The sequence below is a fragment of the Sphingomonas sp. BAUL-RG-20F-R05-02 genome (genome assembly GCF_022662305.1).
Classification (GTDB): domain Bacteria; phylum Pseudomonadota; class Alphaproteobacteria; order Sphingomonadales; family Sphingomonadaceae; genus Sphingomonas.
Window position 1 is genome coordinate 34,420 of the sequence record NZ_JAKNQH010000018.1, and the last position, 20,376, is coordinate 54,795.

The following is a 20,376-nucleotide window of genomic DNA, read 5'->3' on the forward strand; positions in this document are numbered from 1 at the left end:
TAGTAGTTGACCTAGCTGAGCGACGCCGGCAGCCTCAGAAAGAATGATTTCCCAAGAACGCCGGCGTTTCAGTGGCTCACATCACAAAGTCTTGGTAATCGAGAAGCGCGCTGATCGTGGTTCGAGCGGATGCACCTGGAAGCCGGTGATGCCTTCCGCCGGCTCGCCCGGTAGACGGCTCGTATAGAAGTAATCGGCCGCTTCGTCATGGCTGTCGAAGAGATTGAAGACACCGACCCCAACTCGCCAGCCGCGAGGCAGAGTATAGCCGATCTGAAGGTTCCACTCGCTATAACCCTTGTCGGTCGGATACGCCTCGCCATCGGCGAGGTGGTGCGTACCGAGACGCCGCCACACCAGGCTCCCGGACCAGCCGCCGAGGTAATCCACCAGCACACCGGCCGAGTAGATGAAGTTCGGCGCATCGGCGATATAGCGGGCGTTGAGGCCGTAGGCCGCAAGATCGTCGGTGTGATACCTCGGTTTCGAGAAAGCGAGATCGGTGTTTAGCTCCAGCCAGCGGAATGGATGATACTGGCCCGACACCTCGATCCCTTGCCGCCGGGATGGCGCGCCCGCCTCGTCCTGCCCGCTGTCGGCATTGTAGGTCAGCTCCGACGTGAAATCCTGCTGGAACGCCGCAAGCTGGACCTGAAGGCGCGGCACGATGTTTGAGCGCACCCCAATTTCATAGCCAGAGGTTTGTGCGAGCAGCGGCGTCGCGCCGCCAGACAAGGGCACGCCGACCTCCGGCACCGTGCCGAATACACCGCGCACGTCGTCCGAATGGAAGCCGCGCCCGGCGCTGACATAAAACTCGGTCTTGGCCCAAGGACCCAGGATCAGGCTGCCCTTGGGCTGGAACAGCCATTGATGCCCGCGCCCGCGTGTGCCGGTGACTATGCTCCTGTCAGTCGCATGGTAGTATTCCTCGCGCACGCCCGCGACGGTGCGCAGCCAAGGCGTCCAGCGGACGGTTTCCTGAACATAGGGCGCGACGTCGAGCAAATGCGCCCGATCGGCGTTGCAATAGCCGTTCACCGCCGGATAGGTCAGCGTCGGTCCGTCCTCCCGCGCCAACTGGCATCCGGGCAGGATGGTGGTGCGCCCAACCGTATGCCGCCGATCGACGAACACTGTGTCGTAGCGCCCCTGGAAGCCCATAACGGTTTCGAACCCGACCCCGGCGAAGGTCGAGGTGATGGTATAAGCGAGCGCGCCGCCCGCCGTGGTGCGGTTCTCGTTCTGCTCCTCCTGATCGCCGTTGATCGGATCATCCAGATAGTGCGTAAAGTTGTTCCACAGCGTCATCGTGCTGTGGATGCCGTACAGGTTGACCGCCAGCGCGCCCGCGCCAATCGGTTTGTCGAGATGCGCGGACAGGCTGTAGCGGAGCGAGCGACTGGCGTCGGTCGGATCAAGCGTGCCGAACCGATCGATCAGCCCCTGCTCAATCGCGCGCAGCGGCTGGTCAGTGATGAGCCGGCCCGCGCTTTGGTAAAACATCGCGGTCAGGCTCATTCCATCGATGGCGGTGCCCTGGCTGTAGCGCAGCAGCGCGTTGGTCTTGCGGAAGTTCTGCGTCGGCTGCCACGGCCCATCATAATGCGTCAGCTCGACGGCACCGAGCAGTCGTCGATCGTCGCCGAGATGATACGTGCCCCCGGTCACGAGTTGCTGATACCCGTCCGTGCCGACCGTCACCGTCGCCTGCGCCGGCGTCTCGTCGGCGATACGCGTCTGCGCGCTGGCCACTGCACCGAAGTCGCCGATCGCGGCGTAGTACGGGCCTTTGGTGTAATCGAGCCCGGCGACCGTCTGCGGGATGATGAAGTTTAGATCGGAATAGCCTTGGCCGTGGGTGTTGGTGGGCCGATTGACGGGCATGCCGTCAACGAAGCTGGCAAAGTCGGTGCCGTGATCGAGATTGTATCCCCGGATCAAATATTGCTGCGCCTTGCCCTCGCCCGAGTGGATCGTGACAACCAACCCTGGAATGCTCTCGAAGATCTGCGATGCCCGGTAAACGGGGCGAAGCTCGACTTCTTTGGCGGTGATCGTGCCCTGGCTGGCGGTGTTCGCCTTGCCAAGCAGATCGACGCGGGACGCCGTGACGACGATTTCGCTGTCGACTGGCGGGGATGAAGGGGCAGTCTCCGCCAAGGCTGGAGCGGCGGGCGTAACGGCAAGCAGGAACGCCATACGGCGTGTCCGGGGTGAGAAGCAGCTAATCATGAGTGTTCGTTTCGTCCGACGCCAAGCCAACGCTGACGGGGACCTGCCGCAGACGCGACCGTCCACGGACCCGGCGGACGCCAACGCCCGACCCGCGACACCGAACGGCCCCCGCCGTTCACGTCGCTCGACCGGACAGGTCCGTGCCACGGCCACCCCCTGGGCCAGAGCAAGAGCGACCAGACGCCGGCAGGTCTCCTGGCTCACGGGTCAATGCACGATGCACGGCCTTCCCAAACCTTTGCGCGTTGCCGCGCTCGGTCCAGTGGCTTGCCTCCGAACAGGAGGCCGTGTGCATCGCACTCACCGCTTACAGTTGCAGGGACAGCCTCGGCCTGGGGCGGCGAACCGTCCGCACCGCGTTCCCTTTTAAGCCCCTTTCGGGGCACCAGCGCGATCTAGCGGCCTTTCGACCGCTGTGCGCGTCATAGCTCCATTGCAGACCGTTGCAATACATATAAAGAAATCTTTATATGTGTTTCCGTGCTCGGATGCTGGGTGACAGGTATTTGCGCTGGCAGAGCGACCGCTTTCAGGGATGCGAACTGCACACCTGAGTGTCCGGAAATGGGCGTTTTCGGCATGGCCGCTATCGTAAGGGCCGCGCGGGAACTCCAACGACAGTTTTCCCTGATAACACGTCCCGGATAACGACAGCACCAGCGCCAACGACTGAGTTTTCGCCTAGCTTAATTCCTTGAAGTATAGAGGCGTTCAACCCGACGAACACGCCCACACCTGCTTGAACACAGCCCGCAAACCGTGCGCCAGGACTGATATTTGTGAAGTCTCCAATCTTGCAGTCGTGGTCGATGCTCGCTGCATGGTTGATTATCGTAGAAACGCCTACGATGGTGCGCGGGCCTACGATCGCTCCAGCGAGTATAGCCGATCCTGCACCAATCTGGGCGCTCGGAGAAACTATTGCTGCTGGATGGTAGATGCTTCTGAGCGTCGCTCCTAGCGATGACAAGGTTGCGCTCTGCTGGCGCCGTTGCTTATTCGAGCCACAGGCCACAATGAACTCGTTTCCTTTCGCGATCTGCGAGGTCGCAACGTCGCCAATGTTGCCCAACCAGGGACAATCGAACATCGAGGGCGGTTCAGTGTTCCGGACTGTGGCGAAACCTAAGACGCTCATCCCCGAAAGGACGGCCGCTTCGTACACGACAGCGGCGTGCTGACCGCTTTCACCCGCTACGATAATCAGTGCCATCACCAACTCCGCTCATGCGAGTGGTATGTCGGCTTCAAGCCTGCTCGGATAGGCCCGTCAGCGTCAAATTTTGGACGACTGCGGAACGACCGCTTTCCCGTTTGAGATCGGGTTTTTAAGAAATCTCGCCTAAAGCAGCCAGCCCGGCCGAGCTAAAGGTCGCAGACCTTTTGAACGATGCCATCCGACGTTCGGTAGGTACGAAAGCCCATAGCGTCATAATATTTGAGGCCGGATGGATTGTCAGCGCCGATGTAGGCGTCGATCTTTTTCAAACCCGCCTGACACGCGGCTTCTCGGGTTGTAGAAAACAAGAGCTTGCCGACCCCTTGTCGGTGAGCCGTCGGGCTGATGTGAGTTCCGATAATGCCCCAACCTTCCGGTGTGTCGTAGGGGTTGCCAGCGACCGCCTTCTTCAAAGATTGAAAGCCAACGATGTTTCCTGATCCGTCGACGGCGACGGTGCAACGTATGCTTGTAGGATCAGCAATGTAGCGGCCCATAACAATGTCTACGTCGTTCGGACGCTGGCGGCCCGTATGTTCAATGATCTCTCGAATTACCTGCCCCATACCTTCGGCATCCTGCGCCGACGCTGCGCGCGTTTCCATTGCTGTTCCCCTAAGCGATGCTCACCCGTATCCAAAATGCCGTGCCCATCACCTGGCCGCAACACGACGCTTCACGTTCCTGCAAACGACCGGACGGCGAGACGGCGCAGGCATTCCAGAACGATCGTTCAGCGGGAAGCTATCACGCCGCTGCCGTTTGCCCCTTTGCCGACCAATCACGGCGAACCGCGATGGCTGACGCAAGCCAGAGCGCACCAGCGGCCATAAATCCAGCCAACTCGCCGCCCGTAGGAGCCCTTACAACGAACCCGGCCATTGCTACCAGTATGAGGGCGGTGCCGAGGACATAGAACGGCCGAAAGCTCGCCGCGAAAGCTATCGGCAAAAAATGCAGACCAACAACTAGCGCCATCGCCGGCAGGAGTAGGTCGGGCCGATGCAGATTGATGACGATATTGGATGCGAGGAAAAGGCCTACGCCCTCCCCGATGCTGCTCCACATGATCGCGCGTTGTTCCTTCGGTGATGGCTTGATCCCCTCACCGGGCGATCTGATGACATAGCTTGCAGCAAGCCCGATCAGGACGAACCCTAAGAAGGGCAACGCCAAGGCTGCTCCGTTCAGCTGCCATTGCCAGTATAGCGTCAATGAGGCGAACACCGCCCCGAAGAAGCTCATTATAAGCGCGCCCCATGCCCCCATTTGTCATCCCCTACGAATGCTAAGTGGATGGTAGGGCAGCTCTCTGAATTGATCGAGCGGAAGCGCGTCTACGTCAGTGTGAGAAGCGCAAACTCCTCACAAACCACGCGTAGATCATCATCAACGACGTGATCTATAAGGGTGCGTTCCCAAAACGCGCGATGTGTGGCACGCCACCAAGCCAGCGTGCCATCGCCCTCACCTTCAAGTTCTGCGAAGGTGGCTGGAACGTCAGCGAACCGATACACCATAACGCGATGTGTCCTGATTAGCGCCCTTGCCTCGCCGATCCAATTTGTCACAATGAGCAGCTTGCCCGGCTTTGGAAGAGGCTCACCTGCATCCTGATATGACACCAGCGCTGATGCAGTCGCTCGTTTAAGCTCCGAACAAATTAGGTCAGCGCAGGTGTTGGCGTCTATTTCATTGTCGCAGAAATGTTCGGCAACCGGCGGTTCGCTGGGCGCACACCCCTCCTGGATCCGATACTGGTCCCAAAGCCTATGGATCGATGGATGGCGCATGTTGCGGCTATGATGCCCATGTCGCTACTTTCCCGCAAACGAAGGTTTAGAGGGACAGCATCGGCGAGCTCGGGCTCCAGATGCCTCCCGATCCAGCCGTTTTCCCAAAACCTGTTTCCGATTGTATTTTCCCAAAACGGCCCGTCGGAGTTGGAGAAACGGGACCGCCGCAAGAAGTTGAAACGGCTTGCTCCGGGATGCCGCGCCGATCTGCTAACAGGGCAAACGACGGATCGGTCTTGCTCGTCAGGTTTAGACAACGACGACCCATTTGCAGTCTTTCGCAGCTGGTTTGCGGCTCCCCAACTTCAGCCGCCCATTCATGTTCAGTCTACAGACGCTGCCATCGCTTTGCGGGGTTAATTTTAGCACCAGCCGTATTGGATCAAATCGACTCTATAGCGGTTTGGTTGGGCAAGGTTCGAACAAGGCTTTGCAAATGAATTATCAAGATCTCATTGACGATCATGATCAAATCGATGCCTTTTCGGAACAGCTCGAGATGATGGTTAGACACCAAGACGGCACCTCGAGCGACGTCAACGCCCTTATTGGTCGACTTGCAGCTATTGTCACGGATCACTTGTGCAAAGAGGATAGCTTCATATATCCGCAGCTTGCTGCGTCATCCGATCCAGCAGATTCTGCAAGTCTCATTGATGAATTTGAAGAAATTAAACGTGATTGGCAAATGTACCTCGCTGCATGGCAGGCAGGTGAACCTAGCAATAATTGGGAGAAGTTTAGGTCCTCTACATTAGGAATGCTGGCAAGATTGAGATCTCGGGTGATGAAGGAGACAGGGCTGCTATACGGCATGGCATTACGGGAGGGTTTGATCACGATGAAGCCGGCTGCCTAGCCAGGTTGCTTAATACGGGCGACCCACCAGATTGTGCGGATCGGAGACAGCCGTCGGACCACGTGATCTGGAGACCCACAACCAGTCGTTCGCGACGTATCTACCTCACCCCAACTACAGCCATCCGTTCATGTTGATTTAGCGTCCAAACTTAGCTTGGAGGCAAGTCGGTGCGATATGAGTTGTTTTGGGCTACAAATGGGGACGCCATGGGAGGCGTCAGTCTGCGATTAAATTTTATTAGAGGCCGAGTAGACGTCGATACTCTGCCTCGGCGAATCCGTAGGTGTCGCCAGCGAGCCGCAGCAGCCGCTCCCGGTCACGCACGATCACGCGCCCACGCACGGATCGGACAGCCTCATCCTCTTCGAGCTTGTGGAGAGCGTCGGTCACGCTGCTGCGACGAACGCCAAGCATTAGCCTGAACTCCTCGTGCGTCATGCAGATGTCGTCCTCCTGCACGCGGTCGTGGTAGAGCAGGATCCATCGCGCCATCCGCCGTTCGATCGAGTGTGCGAGCGACGAGACGATCGTCCTGGACATCTGGGTCATGACTACGTCGACGAAGCGAAGCAGGACGGTTCGGATTGCCGGACGTTCGGCCACTATCCCGTTTAACGCCGCGGCCGACAGCCTCATCGCTGTGCCGTGTTCGGCCCTCATCACCACGTCATGCGCCCAGCGCCCGTTGCCAAGCAGCAGCTGCCAACCGATGAACCCCTCACTCCCGACCAGCGCGACAGCATAGCGGCGATCGCCCTCAAGCGAGTCGAGTATTGCAGCGATGCCGGTCAACGGGAAGCAGATGCTGTCTGCCGCATCGCCGGCCCGCGCGATCATGTCGCCGTTGCGGAACGGCACAAGTTCGAGATGCGGCGCAAGCGCGGCGCGGTCAGCGTCATTCAAGAGACGCAGCAGAGCATTCGCCTCACACGGCGTCGCGTGGGAACCCCTTGTCATATCCGCCTTCAAAGCCTGACCATTCATTCCGCAGTCCATACGCCCGAACCCCGCCCCTCAAGCCGTGCGTCTACTTTCGTACCGAAACGCAGAGTGTCGCTGATAGTTGGGAATAAGATAGTTACAGGAGTGATTTTTGCGCAGAACCATTGCAATGCTGATTGCCGCCTCGACCGCCGTTGCCGGCGTTCCAGCTCTGGCCCAGTCGGCACGCTCGGTCACAGCCCCGCCGCTGCCGCCGCCCCTCGCGACATCCGTGCAGCCACCGAAAGCCGCGCCCGACATGCAGTCGGTCCTAGACGCGCTCGCAACGCTCGGTGGCAAGCCGATCGAGACGCTAACTCCGGCCGTGGCGCGTATGCAGCCGTCGGCCGCTGATGGCGCAAAGGCAGCGATGGCGAAGAAGGGCATGTCGACCGAGCCCGACGCTGCCGTCACGACCCAGGACGTGCCGTACGGCAGCGACCCCAAGCAATTCGCCCGCATCTACAAGCCGGCCAATGCCCCCGCTGGCGGCAAGCCCATGCCGGTTATCGTCTACTATCACGGCGGCGGCTGGGTCATTGCCGACGTGGACACCTACGATGCCGCACCGCGGGCCATGTCGAAGGCGCTGAATGCGATCGTGGTCTCGGTCGAGTACCGCCACGCACCCGAGTTCAAATTCCCTGCACAGCATGACGATGCGGCCGCGGCCTATCGCTGGACGCTGCAGAATGCAGCGAGCTGGGGCGGCGACCCTGCGCAGATCGCCACGGTTGGAGAGAGCGCCGGAGGCAACCTCGCGGTTGCAACCGCGATCTATGCCCGGGACAATGGCCTAACGCTGCCGCGTCACATCATCTCGGTCTATCCGATCGCCAACAGCAGCATGACGCTGCCCTCGCGACGGGACTCGGCCAGTGCCAAGCCGCTGAATGGCGCGATGCTGCCTTGGTTCGGCTATTACTATCAGACGAGCAAGGCGGATGCGCAGGATCCCCGGCTGAACCTGGTTGCCGCGAACCTCCGTGGGCTTCCGCCCACGACGATCATCAACGCGCAGATCGATCCGCTGCGCTCGGATGGTGAGACGTTGGCGGCTGCGATGCGGGCGGCTGGTGACAAGGTTGAACAAAAAACCTTCCCAGGCGTGACGCATGAGTTCTTCGGCATGGCCAAGGTCGTGAACGGCGCCAAGCAGGCGAACGACCTGGCAGTTGCTCGGCTGCGCGCAGCGTTCGCAGCGCCTGCCAGCCGGCGCTAAGCGTATGGGGTGGCGGCCGGTTGGCCGCTGCCTCTTCTTTGTTCGATAGGATCTGCGACCATGACCCAAGCACCAGTCCGCTACTCCCCCGACGTCGAGGACGTGAAGCCGGAAGAAGCCGAGACCATCGCTCAGCTCAACCAGACGTTCGACAAGATCCTTGAGAAGACGGCGGAGGATTATGGTCATGCCGTTCGCTCCGTTCATGCCAAGGCACACGGCTTTCTCGAAGGCACGCTGACTATCCGTGATGGACTGCCCGAGGAGCTGGCCCAGGGGATGTTTGCAACGCCGGGCGAGCACAAGATCGTCATGCGCTTCTCGACCAACGCCGGCGACATTCTGCCGGACACCATCAGCCTGCCGCGCGGTCTGGCAATCAAGGTCATGGGTGTGGACGGTGCACGGCTTCCAGGCGCTGACGGGAACACGCAGGACTTCGTGATGGTCAACGGCCCGGTGTTCCAGAACAAGACCGCAGACCAGTTTCTGGGCAACCTGAAGCTCCTGGCCGGCACTACTGACAAGCTCGAGGGCACCAAGGAGGCGATGTCCAAGGTGCTCCGCGGCGTGAACACCGTGCTAAGCGCGGTAGGGATTGAAAGCCCGAAAGTGCAGACGCTCGGCGGGGCGCCCAACTCCGATCCCCTTGGCGAGACCTACTTCAGTGTCACGCCATTCCGCTATGGCGACTACATCGCCAAATTCGCGATCTTCCCCGTGTCCAAGGACCTGACCGATCAGACCGACACCACCATCGACGCGACTGGCCGGCCGGACGCCCTACGTGACGTGATCCGCTCAGAGACCCAGGTGCTTGAGATGGAGTGGGAACTGCGCGTGCAGCTGTGCCGCGACCTCGACAAGCAGCCGATCGAGGACTCGACCGTCGAGTGGAAGCAGGACGATGCGCCCTTTCAGACCGTGGCGACGATCCGTGCAGCCAGGCAGGACAGCCTGACTGAGGACAAGTTTCAGCAGATCAACGAGGAAATGCGCTTCTCGATCTGGACCGGCCTCGCCGCACATCAGCCGCTTGGAAACATCAACCGTGCGCGTAACGGGACCTACCGCCACTCCGCCGACTTTCGCGCTCGCGTGAACGGTTGCCCCTACCATGAGCCAGTTGGCGGTCGCGCGTGATCAGGAGGGTGGCGCTCGTCCCTTGACGCAGACCCTGAGCAGATCGGCGTGGCGACGAATTGAGTGCTTGGTCGTTCTGAAAGCCATCACGTCGATGCTTTCGAAGCAGAGGTGAAACGGCGGAGCCGACGACACGTTCGAAAAACCTTGAACCGCCAGGAGGCTGACAAATGCCGATGATTACCGCTGGCGACCTGAACATGGAGGTGTCGCTTCACGGCACGGAGCAGGGACAACCGTTGCTCCTCATCCATGGGTGGCCGGATGACGCGTCGACGTGGGATCAGGTGGCACCCGCTCTAGCTGCCGAAGGATTTCGCGTCATCGTTCCTACGTTGCGTGGGTTCGGCGCCACCCGCTTCGTCAACGACGATGTCTTGCGGACCGGCAACAGCGCAATGCTGGCGATTGACGTGATCGCGCTGCTCGACGCGCTCGGCATCGACCGCTTCATGGTCGCCGGACACGACTGGGGGTCGAACACCGCCGAAGCTCTTGCGGTAGGCTGGCCCGATCGGGTGGAGCGGATGGCGATGCTGTCGACCCCACCTCGGCTCGGCGGCATGCCGACGCCGCCATTCGAGCAGACTCAGCGGCAATGGTATCACTGGTTTATCGCCACCGCGCGCGGGGCGGAGGCGGTACGTGCAGACCCACGCAAGTTCACGCATCTGCATTGGGTCAACTGGTCGCCACCGCGATGGTTCAACGAGGTGACGTTCGACCGTGTCGCGCGGTCGTTCGACAATCCCGACTGGGTCGACGTGACGCTCCACAGCTATCGGGCGCGCTGGGGCGAAGCGGAGCCGGATCCACGAAGTGCCTGCCTGGAGGACAAGGTCGAGGCAACCAAGACCTTGTCTCTGCCGACGCTCTACATCCACGGCGATGCCGATGGCGTCAATCCGCCCTCGACGGCGGAGGATGTGCGAGCAAAATTCGCCGGGCCGTTCGCCCGCATCACCATGACCGGGGTCGGCCACTTTCCACAGCGCGAGAACCCGCAAGCGGTGGTGCGCCACCTCCTTACTCTCTTCGCCGGCAATCCCGCCGCGCTTACCGATGTCACCGATAGGAACCTGTCTATGAAGAAAGCCGCCCCCTATGCCGCCGGGATCGCCGCCATCGGCCTGGTCGCCGCTGCCGCAGTCGGCGTCGCTCACGCGCAGGGACGCAGCGCACAGCTGACGCAGGTGGCGCAGTTCGACCATCAGGCGACCGGCGTCGCCGTGACTGAGGATGGCCGTCGCTTCGTCAACTTTCCGCGCTGGACGGACGACGCGCCCATCTCTGTTGCCGAGGTGATGAAGGACGGATCCCTACGTCCCTATCCCGACGCCAAGTGGAACAGCTGGCGCAATGCTCGTGCCAACGAGTTGCCGGTCGGCGACTATTTCGTCTGCGTGCAGTCAATCGTGCCCGATGGCCACGGCAACCTCTGGGTGCTGGATCCCGGCGCCCCCGGAAACGAGAAGATCCTTGAAGGCGCGCCCAAGCTCGTCCGCATCGATCTGGCATCGAATACGGTGACGAAGACGATCCTAGTTCCCGGCAACGTGGCGTTGCAGGGCACCTACCTCAACGACATCCGCTTCTCGCCCGACGGCAAGACCGGCTACATCACCGACAGCGGCACGCGCGGCGCCATCATCGTTGTCGATCTGGAAAGCGGCCAGAGCCACCGCGCGCTTGACGGGCACGCGTCAACGCAGATCGACAAGACAGTCAAGGTCACGCTTGACGGCAAGCCACTGGTGCGCCCCGATGGCCGCCAGCCCGCCTTCGCCGCCGATGGCATCGCGATCTCAAAAGACGGCAAGACGCTCTACTATCAGGCGCTGACCGGCAAGACGCTGTACGCGATTGACACCGCCAAGCTGCGGTCAAACGTGAGCGAAGCCGACAGGGCGGCAGCCGTAAAGACGGTCGCGCAGACGCATGTCGCTGATGGCCTATGGATGAGCAAGGCAGGCGTACTCTACCTCACCTCGCCCACTGACTATGCCATCAAGCGGCTGAACGGCGCGACGGTCGAGACGGTGCTGACCGACCGCCGCCTGCGCTGGCCCGACACCTTCTCCGAAGGGCGCGACGGGACGATGTACGTTACCGCGAGCCATATCCAGGACACCAACTGGTTCACGCCCGGCGCACCGCCGTCTATCAAGACGCAGCTGTTCTCCTTCGCGCCCGCCAAGTGATCGGACATTCCATGACCTATCTGCGCTATTCGCCCGACATCGAAACACGCGAGTCCGACGAACAGGAGAGCATCGACGGCATCATTCAAGGCATGACCCAGGAAAGCCGGACCGTCGAGAAGCGCGACGGACACGCGGTACGCGCGAGCCACGCCAAGAGCACGGCTTGTGTGATCGGCAAGCTCATCGTCGCGCCTCGGTTGCCGCCCGAACTTGCACAAGGCCTATTCGCGGAGCCGGGCACGTTCGATGTTGCCGTCCGCTTCGCGCAAGGGCCGGGTGAGAAACTGGGCGACCGTGTCTCGACCCATCGTGGCATGTCGATCAAGGTGTTCGGCGTCGATGGCGCGAAGCTGCCCGGCCATGACGCACCGACGCAGGACTTAGTCCTCGCCAGCGGTACGACCTTCCCAGCAGGCACCGCTGCGGGTTTCCTCTCGCAGGCCAAAAAAATAGGCCTGACGGTTCCCATGCCCGAGGGGGTGAAGAGTGCGGCCGCCTCTGTCGCTCGCAATATCAACAAGGTGTTGAACGCGGTTGGTGCGGGTCTAAGCCCGACGCTGGACTTCTATGGCCATCCCTTCAGTCACCCGCTGGTCGAGGAATATTTCAGCCAGTGTCCAGTGCGCTTCGGCGACCATGTCGCCAAGATCGGGGCCTTTCCGGTTGCGGCAGAGCAGAAGGCGCTCGCCGATTGGCAGCTCGACGCGCATCAGGATGAGGATGGTTTTCGCCATGCCGCGGTCGATTACTTCGAAGGTAACGACGCAGTGTTCGAACTTCGGGCGCAGCTGTGGACCGATGCCGAGACGCAGCCCATCGAGGACACCTCCGTCGACTGGCCGATGAGCGAAAGCCCGTATCGTACCATCGCCACCATCCGACTGCCGCAACAGTCAGCTTATGGTCCAGACCGCGTCCGCTATTTCGACGAGGTGATGACGTTCCGCCCGGCCCATAGTCTCGAGGTCCATCGCCCGCTGGGCGGAGTGATGCGCGCGCGCATGCAGGTCTACCAGGCGCTCAGCGACCTACGTCACCGAGAGAACGGCATTGCCGCCGCGAACACCGCCGACATCCAGGACATTCCAACCTGAGCTGTACGCCAGTGCTAAAGATAGTGAGAGGTCAATCATGAAATTCGAAGACAAGCACGATGTTCAGGCGGAGAACGCGTGATGGCGCGCTTTTCCAACAAGGTCATCATCATCACGGGTGCCGCCTCGGGGACCGGTGAAGGGGCCGCGCGCCGCTTCGCCGAGGAATGCGCAACGCTGGTGTTAGGCGACATCGACAAGGCCGCGCTCGACAAGCTGGCGGGCGAACCGCACGGCACAGTCGAAACCCGCGAAACCGACGTCTCCGACCGCGCTGCATGCGATGCGCTCGTCCAGGCTGCGATCGATCGCTTCGGTCGGATCGATGTGCTCGTCAACGACGCCGGCGTCGATCATCTCGGCAAAGTCGATGAGGGCGACTTTTCCGAATTCACCAAAGTGATTGAGACCGACCTGTACGGCGTGGTTCATATGAGCCGCGCGGCAATCCCCCATCTGCGCCAGTCGAAAGGCTGCATTGTCAACGTCTCGTCGGTTTCCGGGCTGGGCGGCGACTGGAACCACAGCTTCTATTGCGCGGCGAAGGGGGCGGTGAGCAACTTCACCCGTGCGTTGGCAATGGACGAGGCGAAGCACGGCGTCCGGGTCAACGCGGTCAATCCGTCGCTCACCTACACTGCGCTGACTGCGGGGATGAAGGAACAGCCTGAGCTCATCGCCAAATTCGAAGAGCGCATTCCGTTGGGTCGCGGTGCCGAGCCCGCCGACATCTCGGGCGTGATCGCATTCCTGGCGAGCGAGGATGCGCATTTTGTGACGGGCGTGAACCTGCCGGTTGACGGCGGTCTTACCGCGTCAAACGGGCAACCGGCGCTGTCTTAACGAATGTGAGGCGGGCCGTTGCGCCCGCCCACCATTCGGGACTGGACCATACCGCTGGTGCCGGATTTAGCACGAGCAAATTGCTCAAGCCGATGGGATTTAGGTCGCAGCAATTGGACCCACTTCCGGCCGTTCGCGACGCGTTTTTGGTTTCCCAACTCCGGTCACCCGTTCATGTCGCTAGAACGTCCGGTTTCAGGCGTTCGAGAACAGCCGCGGAATGTCGCGGTGTGGTGGCAAGCGGACCTTCGTCTTTGTTACATGTGATTGTCTGGGTCCCAATCCCGGATGCTAGGTGTCACCGGAAGTCCAAGGCTTTGGCCATCAAGCCACTCGATTACTCGACCATCCATGTTCCTAGCTGCAAGTAGGTCTGTGTGGGCTAACATCATTCCGAGCAGTAGTGCTTGGACTTCATCCACGCCACCAGCCCGCTTGTTCTTCGTCCCCTCTGGCCAGTCGATTTGAACCGGGCAGAAGAAACTGCCAGCATCTTCCTGTGGTTTGTAAAAGCGACATTCCGCCTGCTGCCCGTCGATTTTGAAAACTCGTCGAGCGATCACGTCGTCGGTCATGCGGCTCCTCCTTCGTGATGGTCTAAACTCGCTCGCCAATGACCGCTAGTGGGCGCCTGCGGAAGGTCCGGTATTGGTCGGCTGACGTAGAGTAGCTGCCCTTCCCCTGCCCTCCGGCGCAACGACCCACAATCCGCCATTCAGGGCCGGTTTGCCGCTCCCCAACACCGGACGCCTGTTCATCTCGGGATCAGCGGCCAATTTAGGGTATTCCAACGCGCAGGCTGCATGCCGTGGTTTGGTGACTAGCGATCAAGCCGCTTTCGAGCGAGCAAAGCCGAAGAGCGGGCGTTCGCAATGCCATATACGCCTTTTGCCCGTCGCTCTGCCGGACGGATGCACTTGGCATGCACGCGACCATCGGTATCATGAGACAATGCCTCACTCACCTCTGCGCTCCCCGCCCAACCCAGCCAATACTCCGAGCGCCCGCTTCTTCGGCGACATCGGCATCACTCCCGGTGCGCGGGTGCTTGATGTCGGTTGCGGCAATGGTGACCTCAGTCGATATGTGGCTGGGCTTGCCGGACCAAGCGGCGAAGTCGTGGCGATCGACCGGAGCGAACAGGCGCTCGCGATGGCCCGAACGATCGACGCAGACTCGGGTGCCGCGCACATCCAGTACCGCGCGGCCGATCTTTCGGGCGACTTGCCCGATCTGGGCCGTTTCGATGCGATCGTCGGCCGTCGCGTGCTGATGTACCTACCCGATGCCGCCAAGACACTGGAGCGACTAGCGGCGATGGCCAACCCGGACGCGATCTTAGCGTTTCAGGAACATGCACGCGCCGGCCTTCCTGCGGGACTTGGGGATCTCGCGTTGCACCGCCAGCTTTACGACTGGAACTGGAGCACGGTTGCAGCGGAAGGAGGCGATGTGGGATTGGCGCTCCGGCTCGCCGAACTGATGCAGCAAGTGGGGCTTTCGGTCGAGCAAGCGCGCGGCGAGGCCATCTTGCTCCATCCCCACCAGCCCTCGTTCGTGCCGACACTCACGCACGCGATGCTCCCGCGAATAGTCGAGCGAGGCATCGCCAGTGTTGAGCAGATCGATCCCGACACGCTCGCGCAGCGGATTGAGGACGAGCATCGCGCCGCGGGTGGTACGATCGTTTGGGACCTCGCCTTCTTGGTGGCGGCTCGCGCCCAATCGGTCTCTCGCTGAAACGTCCGCATTCAGACCGCTGAAAACGCGAGCTGAACGACGAAGTCTGCGGCGTGACCTGCCCGGCAGCCTCGCGGCCCCGACGCCCCATATCCAGACATTCGCGATGCCTTAGGATCCTCCCTAAACCGGACGCTCGTTCATCTTTATCACAACGCGATCGCAGCCCGGTTATCAAGAACGCCTAGCCGTTGATCTGCTGCCAAGCTGGTCCAGCGCGTCTGCATCGTCGCGTCCCCAGGCGTAGAGCAACTCTACGGCTCCACGAAGCGCTGGCCGAGCGGCGTCAGCCGGTACTCGACCGTCGGTGGGACGCGCTCTGCACATGGCGAGTTACGAGCCCCGCCTCCTCCATCTCGCGCAGCGTTTAAATCAGCATCTTATTGGATCCGCCGGGCAGGCTACGCCGTAGCGCGCCCGTCCGGCATGCGCTTTGGTGACGCACGTGGAGCGTATGCAGGACCATGCTTGTCCACTTGGTCGCGAACAGCGCCAGCAAGCGCCGCGGTGCGCAGTCCTCGCGCCACTCATCCTCGATCGATCCCGGCTGCATAGGTGGTTACCTCTTGGTGCCTGGTACCCTGTTTGGTGCCGTCTAGAACCCGGCTGCGACGCTGCCTAGCTCTGCATGCTCAAGATCAAGAGAAAGATCAGTATGACAAAGACGGCATTGGTAGTGGGCGCGAGCGGTATCGTCGGCAGCGCAACCGCAGCGCTTCTCGTCGAGCAGGGATGGAGGGTGCACGGGCTTGCCCGCCGGCCGACCGGACAGGCGAACGTGCACCAGGTCGCGGCCGATCTGCAAGATGCCGAGGCGACGAAGACGGCGCTTTCCGGCATCGAACCCGACGCGGTGTTCATCACAACCTGGCTGCGTCAGGACAGTGAGGCCGAGAACATCCGTGTTAATGCGGCGATGGTGCGCAACCTCCTCGACGGATTGCCCAAGCCGACGGGTCCGAGACACGTTGCGCTCGTCACCGGGCTCAAGCATTATCTCGGACCGTTCGAAGCCTATGGTAAGGGCACGCTGCCGCAGACGCCGTTCCGGGAGGAACAGGGCCGACTCGACATCGAGAACTTCTATTATGCGCAGGAGGACGAGGTGTTCGCGGCCGCCGAGCGCGACGGCTTCACTTGGAGCGTTCACCGCCCGCATACCGTGATCGGCAAGGCGGTCGGCAACGCGATGAACATGGGGACAACTCTCGCTGTCTATGCCACCCTCTGCCGCGAGACCGGCCGCCCGTTCGCCTTTCCCGGCTCGGCTGCGCAATGGTCGGGGCTCACCGACATGACCGATGCCGGACAGCTCGCCCGGCAGCTTCTGTGGGCCGCGGAAACCGAAGCGGCGCACGATCAGGCGTTTAACATCGTCAACGGCGACGTCTTCCGCTGGCAATGGATGTGGGACCGCATCGCCGAATGGTTTGGGTTGGAGGCAGCGCCATTCGAAGGCACGCCGCAGCCGCTCGAGCAGCAAATGGAGGACGACGCAGAGTTGTGGCGCCGCATCGCCGAGCGGGACGCGCTCGTCGAACCCGACCTCGCCCGGCTCGCATCGCCGTGGCACACCGATGCCGATCTCGGCCGGCCGATCGAAGTGGTGACCGACATGTCGAAGAGCCGCCGGCTCGGCTTCACGGGCTACCAACCCACCGACGACGCGTTCTTTGCGCTGTTCGAGCAATTACGCGCCGATCGCCTGATCCCCTGACCCGACAGACACGAGACCTGCCATGACCCATGACCATCGCCCCGACGCCAACTACGCAGATCGCGACGCCGCCATCGCGATTAACACTTACACGACCGTCCTGAAGCGCCCCCAGGTTCCACACGAGGTATTCGCGACCTACTGGCGCGACGTCCATGGCCCGCTTTGCTCGCGGGTGCCGGGGCTGGCCTGGTACGTCCAGTATCATCTCGACCGCGAACAGGATGCGCACCTCTGGCCTGCGCAGGAGGGAATCGTGCCGTTCCCCAACTATGTACTTGATGGCGGGGTGGAGATCGGCTTCGCCGACGCTGCCGATCAAGCCGTCTTCAACGAGGCGTCCACCATCCTGTTCTCCGACGAACAGAATATGTTCGCCGCAACGGTCGCCTATGCGCTTCCACAAGGCTCGCGGACGCTGGTGGATCGGATTGCAGACCCGAGCCCCAACGGCAACGACGCGCTCGACAGGATGCACGTGCATTTCGGTCCGGGAGCGAAAAATCCGGAAGCGTTCGCGGCCTTCATGGCGTCCTTCGCCGAGACGCTCGCGACCGACCCGGCGCTACTGCGCGTTCGGCTGCACCTGCCGGAAGCCTATGACAATGCCGCTCCCGCACCGCCCGCGCCGGACGTGGCCCACACCGTCCCGCCAGAACGCGAACGCTTGGCGGTCCTGGACCTGACCTTCGCCACGCCGCTCACCCGGCGGCGCTTCTTCGCCTCCAACGAGTTCGCCCGCACGATCGACGAGCAGAAGCAGCGTATTGGCCATGTCACCGCCTTCGCGGTCAGCGGGATGTACACCTACGTCCGCGACAAGGGGTTGACGCTTGCGGGCCTGAGGGGAAGTCGGTCGGCGCAGCTCATCGAGCGACTGGGGGCGGTCAATCAGACAGCGGAGGATGTTCGCCGTCTGATGCTGACAGGCACGCTCGATTAGGAGCCCGAGGGTCGGCAGCAATCCTGGAAGATCGCTGCCGGCACCCCATGCGTAAATGACCCAGTTGCAGTCGTTCAGACCGCTCGGCGGGCCTCCCGAAATCTGCCGTACATTCATGTAAGCCAATGACAGCCTTTCGGGCGGCGCTTCGCCGACCTTCAAGCGAGAATATGGCTATACCCAGGTTCCTGCCGGCTCGATGGTGAGTCGCAAGCTCTGGTAAGTGGCTGCGATTGCGATCTGCTGCTACAAGTCCACTCGCAGCCGTTTGGCGCGCTCCTTGAAGGCTTCCTCACCGCCTTCAAGGATGTTGCACACGCTTTCTCGGATGGTTAAATCTTCCAAACCGCCCGCCAAGTAGCGTATTTCGGGCAGTTGCCCCGGGCGGTGCGGTCCACAGGTCGCCACGATAACCTGATCGGCGTCGGTGTTGACGATCAGGTTGGCGTTATGCGTGACGATGATGATCTGTCGCCGCTGCTTGGCTGATCGGAAGCGCTCCATCCTCTTCCTCTCGTCCATGACGCTAAGTCTTGCATTCAAGCGCCATCGTCGGAGCAGCATCGGATTTGCCGTCACGCCAATAAAAAGCATCATCGTCCCGCCGCAAATTTGCTATCGAGGAGAAGACGGGCGCGCGCGGCAGGCTTGCGAGCGGATCACGATCGAATAATCCTGTTGCCATGAGGATTTCGGCCCGGGATCTACGGCGCGGCGGTTCGGGAGGGAACGCTAGCTCCAGCCATCGCGCGCCTTTGTCGCGGCGCTCGCTGATGCCCTTCGCTAACCCGCTCAGCTTACAACTACCTGAAGCGTTCATCTCAACAAGCACGTCCGCAGCCGGCCGTGAGCCCGTGTTCTGCAGGCAGAAAACTGCCTGCGGCCAGTCGCGTCGGCGGTTCCATTCCGCATGGAACCCGGCGATATTTTGAACGAACGCCCGACACCCATTTCCGATAGTCATCCTCATACTTATCGATAGCGATCTGGGTCAGAGGCATCATGCTATCATCAGGGTAGGCGATGCTTGAGATGTCGAACCCCTTGCCCGGGCTTTGTGGCTTGGAAGCTTCCTTCAGTTGCGTGGGCGTCAGCTCGGCCATCGGGGCAAGCGCGGTAACCCGCTCCACAAGCCGATCGACTTTATCAGATGGAACCGAAAGATAGCGCTTCATTGTCACGTCGAGACGCTCAATCTTAGTGCCAGCTTGATCAGTAAAGCGAAGCTGAAGCATCGGCTCTGCTGCCTTCAGCCGAGCAATCTCGGCGTCCTTGCGGGCAAGCTCCTTTACGCTGTCATCAGCCTCGGGCTCTTTCAGCCAGTGAGTGGGCAACACCCGCACCGGCAGCCCGAAATGCTCTGCCGTCACTGCCGCGAAATTATCGTCGGTCAGGAGGACGACATCATACCCCTTATCTAGGCTTGCGAGCGCCTGATTCATGATAGCCTGATCGTCATGGGTAAGGTCGATTTCCTCGCGCATCTTGGCTTGGTTCGGCGCGCCGGGCGCGAGACGCAGCATGACCCTGGGCCCGGTTTCGCGTAGCAGCTCCCCCAGGGCTTTGGTCGCCATCAGCTCGCGCACCTTCGTGCTGACCGAGCGCGCAACCTTCCCAACTCTCCCGGGCCGGTTTTTCCAGTCGATCAAGCTCGCGGATCACTGGCCCGCAAAGCACGACGTCAATGTCGTCGCGGCCCAATTCTCCCCAGGGCTGATCCTTGAGCGCGCGTCCCTGGATGAAGACGTTTGTGTCAGGAAAAACGATGAGGGGGGATTGGTCGATGATACGGCCGCTATCCTGTCGGAGCGGCAGCTCACCTTCTAGCGCCGACCATGCTTAGATGTGCAAAGGGCGGAAGATCGCTCTTCCGCCCCCTACTGGTGACGTCGGCGCAACTGCGCCGATGGTGCGAGGCCGGCCGCACCAGCAGACCAGCCAACGATCAGTGCCCAGACGGTCTCAAAACAAACAGAGCAGAGCTTCATCACGTTAGTTACTGGGTTCAGGTTGGTGTTCTTGACCTTGTGCGTCTTGCGAGCGCGAGATTTTGAACGTGTAATCATAGGCAATCCCTCCACAAAAAGGACGCTCGCGAAGCGAAGCGCCAGAGCCAAAAAGAGGACACCGAGAATTAGCCAGCCTGCAGGAGTTGCCCCCCCAGCACCCCGAAGCCACGAAGGCCACTGTTCATGCAGGTTCGGCGGTTTGCGTGTTCAATTCCCGGGCAGGTGTGCCACGTGGCACACCCTCGACCACTAGGGCCGAACGCGCCTCAAACGACGCGAACAGGTAGCGCCAGGCGCGGCGATGGAAGGCGTTCAGCCATCGTCTCCGACGATGCTCAGCCGCATCATGGATCATGTAGCAGCGC

The 20,376-nt window shown here is 61.4% G+C and carries 18 protein-coding genes, 2 pseudogenes and 1 riboswitch; of the genes and pseudogenes, 10 read left to right on the forward strand and 10 right to left on the reverse strand.

What is annotated here, in order from left to right; translation table 11 throughout:
• Positions 1-81: 81 nt before the first annotated feature.
• From L8F97_RS19820 to L8F97_RS23015, 5 genes are all read right to left on the reverse strand, one after another.
• On the reverse strand, positions 82-2,202 hold the full coding sequence (locus L8F97_RS19820) for a TonB-dependent receptor (RefSeq protein ID WP_242154115.1): 2,121 nt from the start codon (positions 2,200-2,202) through the stop codon (positions 82-84).
• 203 nt (positions 2,203-2,405) lie between these two features.
• Positions 2,406-2,643: riboswitch (cobalamin riboswitch) on the reverse strand.
• A 181-nt stretch (positions 2,644-2,824) separates the two neighbouring features.
• The gene (locus L8F97_RS19825) at positions 2,825-3,451 is read right to left on the reverse strand and encodes a NeuD/PglB/VioB family sugar acetyltransferase (protein WP_242154116.1); all 627 of its coding nucleotides are present in this window, start codon (positions 3,449-3,451) and stop codon (positions 2,825-2,827) included.
• Between the two features lie 152 nt (positions 3,452-3,603).
• Positions 3,604-4,062: a GNAT family N-acetyltransferase gene (locus L8F97_RS19830; protein ID WP_242154117.1), complete on the reverse strand. Its 459-nt coding sequence runs from the start codon at positions 4,060-4,062 to the stop codon at positions 3,604-3,606.
• Between the two features lie 142 nt (positions 4,063-4,204).
• Positions 4,205-4,702, reverse strand: a complete 498-nt coding sequence (locus L8F97_RS19835; protein ID WP_242154118.1) for a hypothetical protein — start codon at positions 4,700-4,702, stop codon at positions 4,205-4,207.
• 92 nt (positions 4,703-4,794) lie between these two features.
• Positions 4,795-5,250, reverse strand: a complete 456-nt coding sequence (locus L8F97_RS23015; RefSeq protein ID WP_409929068.1) for an ASCH domain-containing protein — start codon at positions 5,248-5,250, stop codon at positions 4,795-4,797.
• A gap of 439 nt (positions 5,251-5,689) precedes the next feature.
• On the opposite strand from L8F97_RS23015, the gene L8F97_RS19840 reads away from it, so the two are divergent.
• Positions 5,690-6,112 (forward strand): hemerythrin domain-containing protein, encoded by a 423-nt coding sequence (locus L8F97_RS19840; protein ID WP_242154119.1) that lies wholly within the window; start codon positions 5,690-5,692, stop codon positions 6,110-6,112.
• A gap of 240 nt (positions 6,113-6,352) precedes the next feature.
• Here the strand turns inward: L8F97_RS19840 and L8F97_RS19845 are convergent, their stop codons facing one another.
• Positions 6,353-7,072, reverse strand: coding sequence for a Crp/Fnr family transcriptional regulator (locus tag L8F97_RS19845; RefSeq protein WP_242154121.1), 720 nt, complete (start codon positions 7,070-7,072; stop codon positions 6,353-6,355).
• Between the two features lie 136 nt (positions 7,073-7,208).
• Between L8F97_RS19845 and L8F97_RS19850 the strand changes: the two genes are divergently transcribed.
• The 5 genes from L8F97_RS19850 (at position 7,209) to L8F97_RS19870 (ending at position 13,602) form a co-directional block, all read left to right on the forward strand.
• Positions 7,209-8,318: an alpha/beta hydrolase gene (locus tag L8F97_RS19850; RefSeq protein ID WP_242154123.1), complete on the forward strand. Its 1,110-nt coding sequence runs from the start codon at positions 7,209-7,211 to the stop codon at positions 8,316-8,318.
• A 60-nt stretch (positions 8,319-8,378) separates the two neighbouring features.
• On the forward strand, positions 8,379-9,461 hold the full coding sequence (locus tag L8F97_RS19855; RefSeq protein WP_242154125.1) for a catalase family protein: 1,083 nt from the start codon (positions 8,379-8,381) through the stop codon (positions 9,459-9,461).
• A 170-nt stretch (positions 9,462-9,631) separates the two neighbouring features.
• On the forward strand, positions 9,632-11,662 hold the full coding sequence (locus tag L8F97_RS19860; RefSeq protein ID WP_242154127.1) for an L-dopachrome tautomerase-related protein: 2,031 nt from the start codon (positions 9,632-9,634) through the stop codon (positions 11,660-11,662).
• Positions 11,663-11,673: 11 nt separating this feature from the next.
• Positions 11,674-12,759 carry a catalase family protein gene (locus L8F97_RS19865; RefSeq protein WP_242154129.1) on the forward strand — a complete coding sequence of 362 codons (1,086 nt, stop codon included), beginning with the start codon at positions 11,674-11,676 and terminating at the stop codon, positions 12,757-12,759.
• An 81-nt stretch (positions 12,760-12,840) separates the two neighbouring features.
• The gene (locus L8F97_RS19870) at positions 12,841-13,602 is read left to right on the forward strand and encodes an SDR family NAD(P)-dependent oxidoreductase (protein ID WP_242154131.1); all 762 of its coding nucleotides are present in this window, start codon (positions 12,841-12,843) and stop codon (positions 13,600-13,602) included.
• 257 nt (positions 13,603-13,859) lie between these two features.
• On the opposite strand, the gene L8F97_RS19875 is transcribed toward L8F97_RS19870, so the two are convergent.
• Positions 13,860-14,177 (reverse strand): DUF6968 family protein, encoded by a 318-nt coding sequence (locus tag L8F97_RS19875; RefSeq protein WP_242154132.1) that lies wholly within the window; start codon positions 14,175-14,177, stop codon positions 13,860-13,862.
• Positions 14,178-14,553: 376 nt separating this feature from the next.
• On the opposite strand from L8F97_RS19875, the gene L8F97_RS19880 reads away from it, so the two are divergent.
• The 3 genes from L8F97_RS19880 (at position 14,554) to L8F97_RS19895 (ending at position 18,002) form a co-directional block, all read left to right on the forward strand.
• Positions 14,554-15,342: a methyltransferase domain-containing protein gene (locus L8F97_RS19880; RefSeq protein ID WP_242154133.1), complete on the forward strand. Its 789-nt coding sequence runs from the start codon at positions 14,554-14,556 to the stop codon at positions 15,340-15,342.
• Positions 15,343-15,997: 655 nt separating this feature from the next.
• Positions 15,998-17,059 carry an SDR family oxidoreductase gene (locus L8F97_RS19890; protein ID WP_242154142.1) on the forward strand — a complete coding sequence of 354 codons (1,062 nt, stop codon included), beginning with the start codon at positions 15,998-16,000 and terminating at the stop codon, positions 17,057-17,059.
• Between the two features lie 22 nt (positions 17,060-17,081).
• A complete protein-coding gene (locus L8F97_RS19895) occupies positions 17,082-18,002 on the forward strand; it encodes a hypothetical protein (RefSeq protein WP_242154134.1) in 921 nt (306 codons plus the stop codon).
• A 246-nt stretch (positions 18,003-18,248) separates the two neighbouring features.
• On the opposite strand, the pseudogene L8F97_RS19900 reads toward L8F97_RS19895, so the two are convergent.
• Positions 18,249-18,506 (reverse strand): annotated as a pseudogene (locus L8F97_RS19900) (hypothetical protein); the annotation flags it as partial.
• 317 nt (positions 18,507-18,823) lie between these two features.
• Entirely contained in the window at positions 18,824-19,525 is a 702-nt protein-coding gene (locus L8F97_RS19905) for a hypothetical protein (RefSeq protein ID WP_242154136.1), read from the reverse strand.
• Here L8F97_RS19905 and L8F97_RS19910 point away from each other — a divergent pair.
• Complete coding sequence (locus tag L8F97_RS19910) at positions 19,524-19,829, forward strand: hypothetical protein (protein WP_242154137.1); 306 nt, start codon at positions 19,524-19,526, stop codon at positions 19,827-19,829. The genes L8F97_RS19905 and L8F97_RS19910 overlap by 2 nt on opposite strands.
• 363 nt (positions 19,830-20,192) lie before the next feature.
• On the opposite strand, the pseudogene L8F97_RS19915 reads toward L8F97_RS19910, so the two are convergent.
• Positions 20,193-20,376, reverse strand: a pseudogene (locus L8F97_RS19915) (hypothetical protein); the annotation flags it as partial.

Coding starts and splice junctions, on each gene's coding strand:
- L8F97_RS19820 (WP_242154115.1), bottom strand. CDS start 2,202: ATGGCGTTCCTGCTTGCCGTTACGCCCGCCGCTCCAGCCTTGGCGGAG.
- L8F97_RS19825 (WP_242154116.1), bottom strand. CDS start 3,451: ATGGCACTGATTATCGTAGCGGGTGAAAGCGGTCAGCACGCCGCTGTC.
- L8F97_RS19830 (WP_242154117.1), bottom strand. CDS start 4,062: ATGGAAACGCGCGCAGCGTCGGCGCAGGATGCCGAAGGTATGGGGCAG.
- L8F97_RS19835 (WP_242154118.1), bottom strand. CDS start 4,702: ATGAGCTTCTTCGGGGCGGTGTTCGCCTCATTGACGCTATACTGGCAA.
- L8F97_RS23015 (WP_409929068.1), bottom strand. CDS start 5,250: ATGCGCCATCCATCGATCCATAGGCTTTGGGACCAGTATCGGATCCAG.
- L8F97_RS19840 (WP_242154119.1), top strand. CDS start 5,690: ATGAATTATCAAGATCTCATTGACGATCATGATCAAATCGATGCCTTT.
- L8F97_RS19845 (WP_242154121.1), bottom strand. CDS start 7,072: ATGACAAGGGGTTCCCACGCGACGCCGTGTGAGGCGAATGCTCTGCTG.
- L8F97_RS19855 (WP_242154125.1), top strand. CDS start 8,379: ATGACCCAAGCACCAGTCCGCTACTCCCCCGACGTCGAGGACGTGAAG.
- L8F97_RS19860 (WP_242154127.1), top strand. CDS start 9,632: ATGCCGATGATTACCGCTGGCGACCTGAACATGGAGGTGTCGCTTCAC.
- L8F97_RS19865 (WP_242154129.1), top strand. CDS start 11,674: ATGACCTATCTGCGCTATTCGCCCGACATCGAAACACGCGAGTCCGAC.
- L8F97_RS19870 (WP_242154131.1), top strand. CDS start 12,841: ATGGCGCGCTTTTCCAACAAGGTCATCATCATCACGGGTGCCGCCTCG.
- L8F97_RS19875 (WP_242154132.1), bottom strand. CDS start 14,177: ATGACCGACGACGTGATCGCTCGACGAGTTTTCAAAATCGACGGGCAG.
- L8F97_RS19880 (WP_242154133.1), top strand. CDS start 14,554: ATGCCTCACTCACCTCTGCGCTCCCCGCCCAACCCAGCCAATACTCCG.
- L8F97_RS19890 (WP_242154142.1), top strand. CDS start 15,998: ATGACAAAGACGGCATTGGTAGTGGGCGCGAGCGGTATCGTCGGCAGC.
- L8F97_RS19895 (WP_242154134.1), top strand. CDS start 17,082: ATGACCCATGACCATCGCCCCGACGCCAACTACGCAGATCGCGACGCC.
- L8F97_RS19910 (WP_242154137.1), top strand. CDS start 19,524: ATGACCCTGGGCCCGGTTTCGCGTAGCAGCTCCCCCAGGGCTTTGGTC.
- L8F97_RS19905 (WP_242154136.1), bottom strand. CDS start 19,525: ATGCTGCGTCTCGCGCCCGGCGCGCCGAACCAAGCCAAGATGCGCGAG.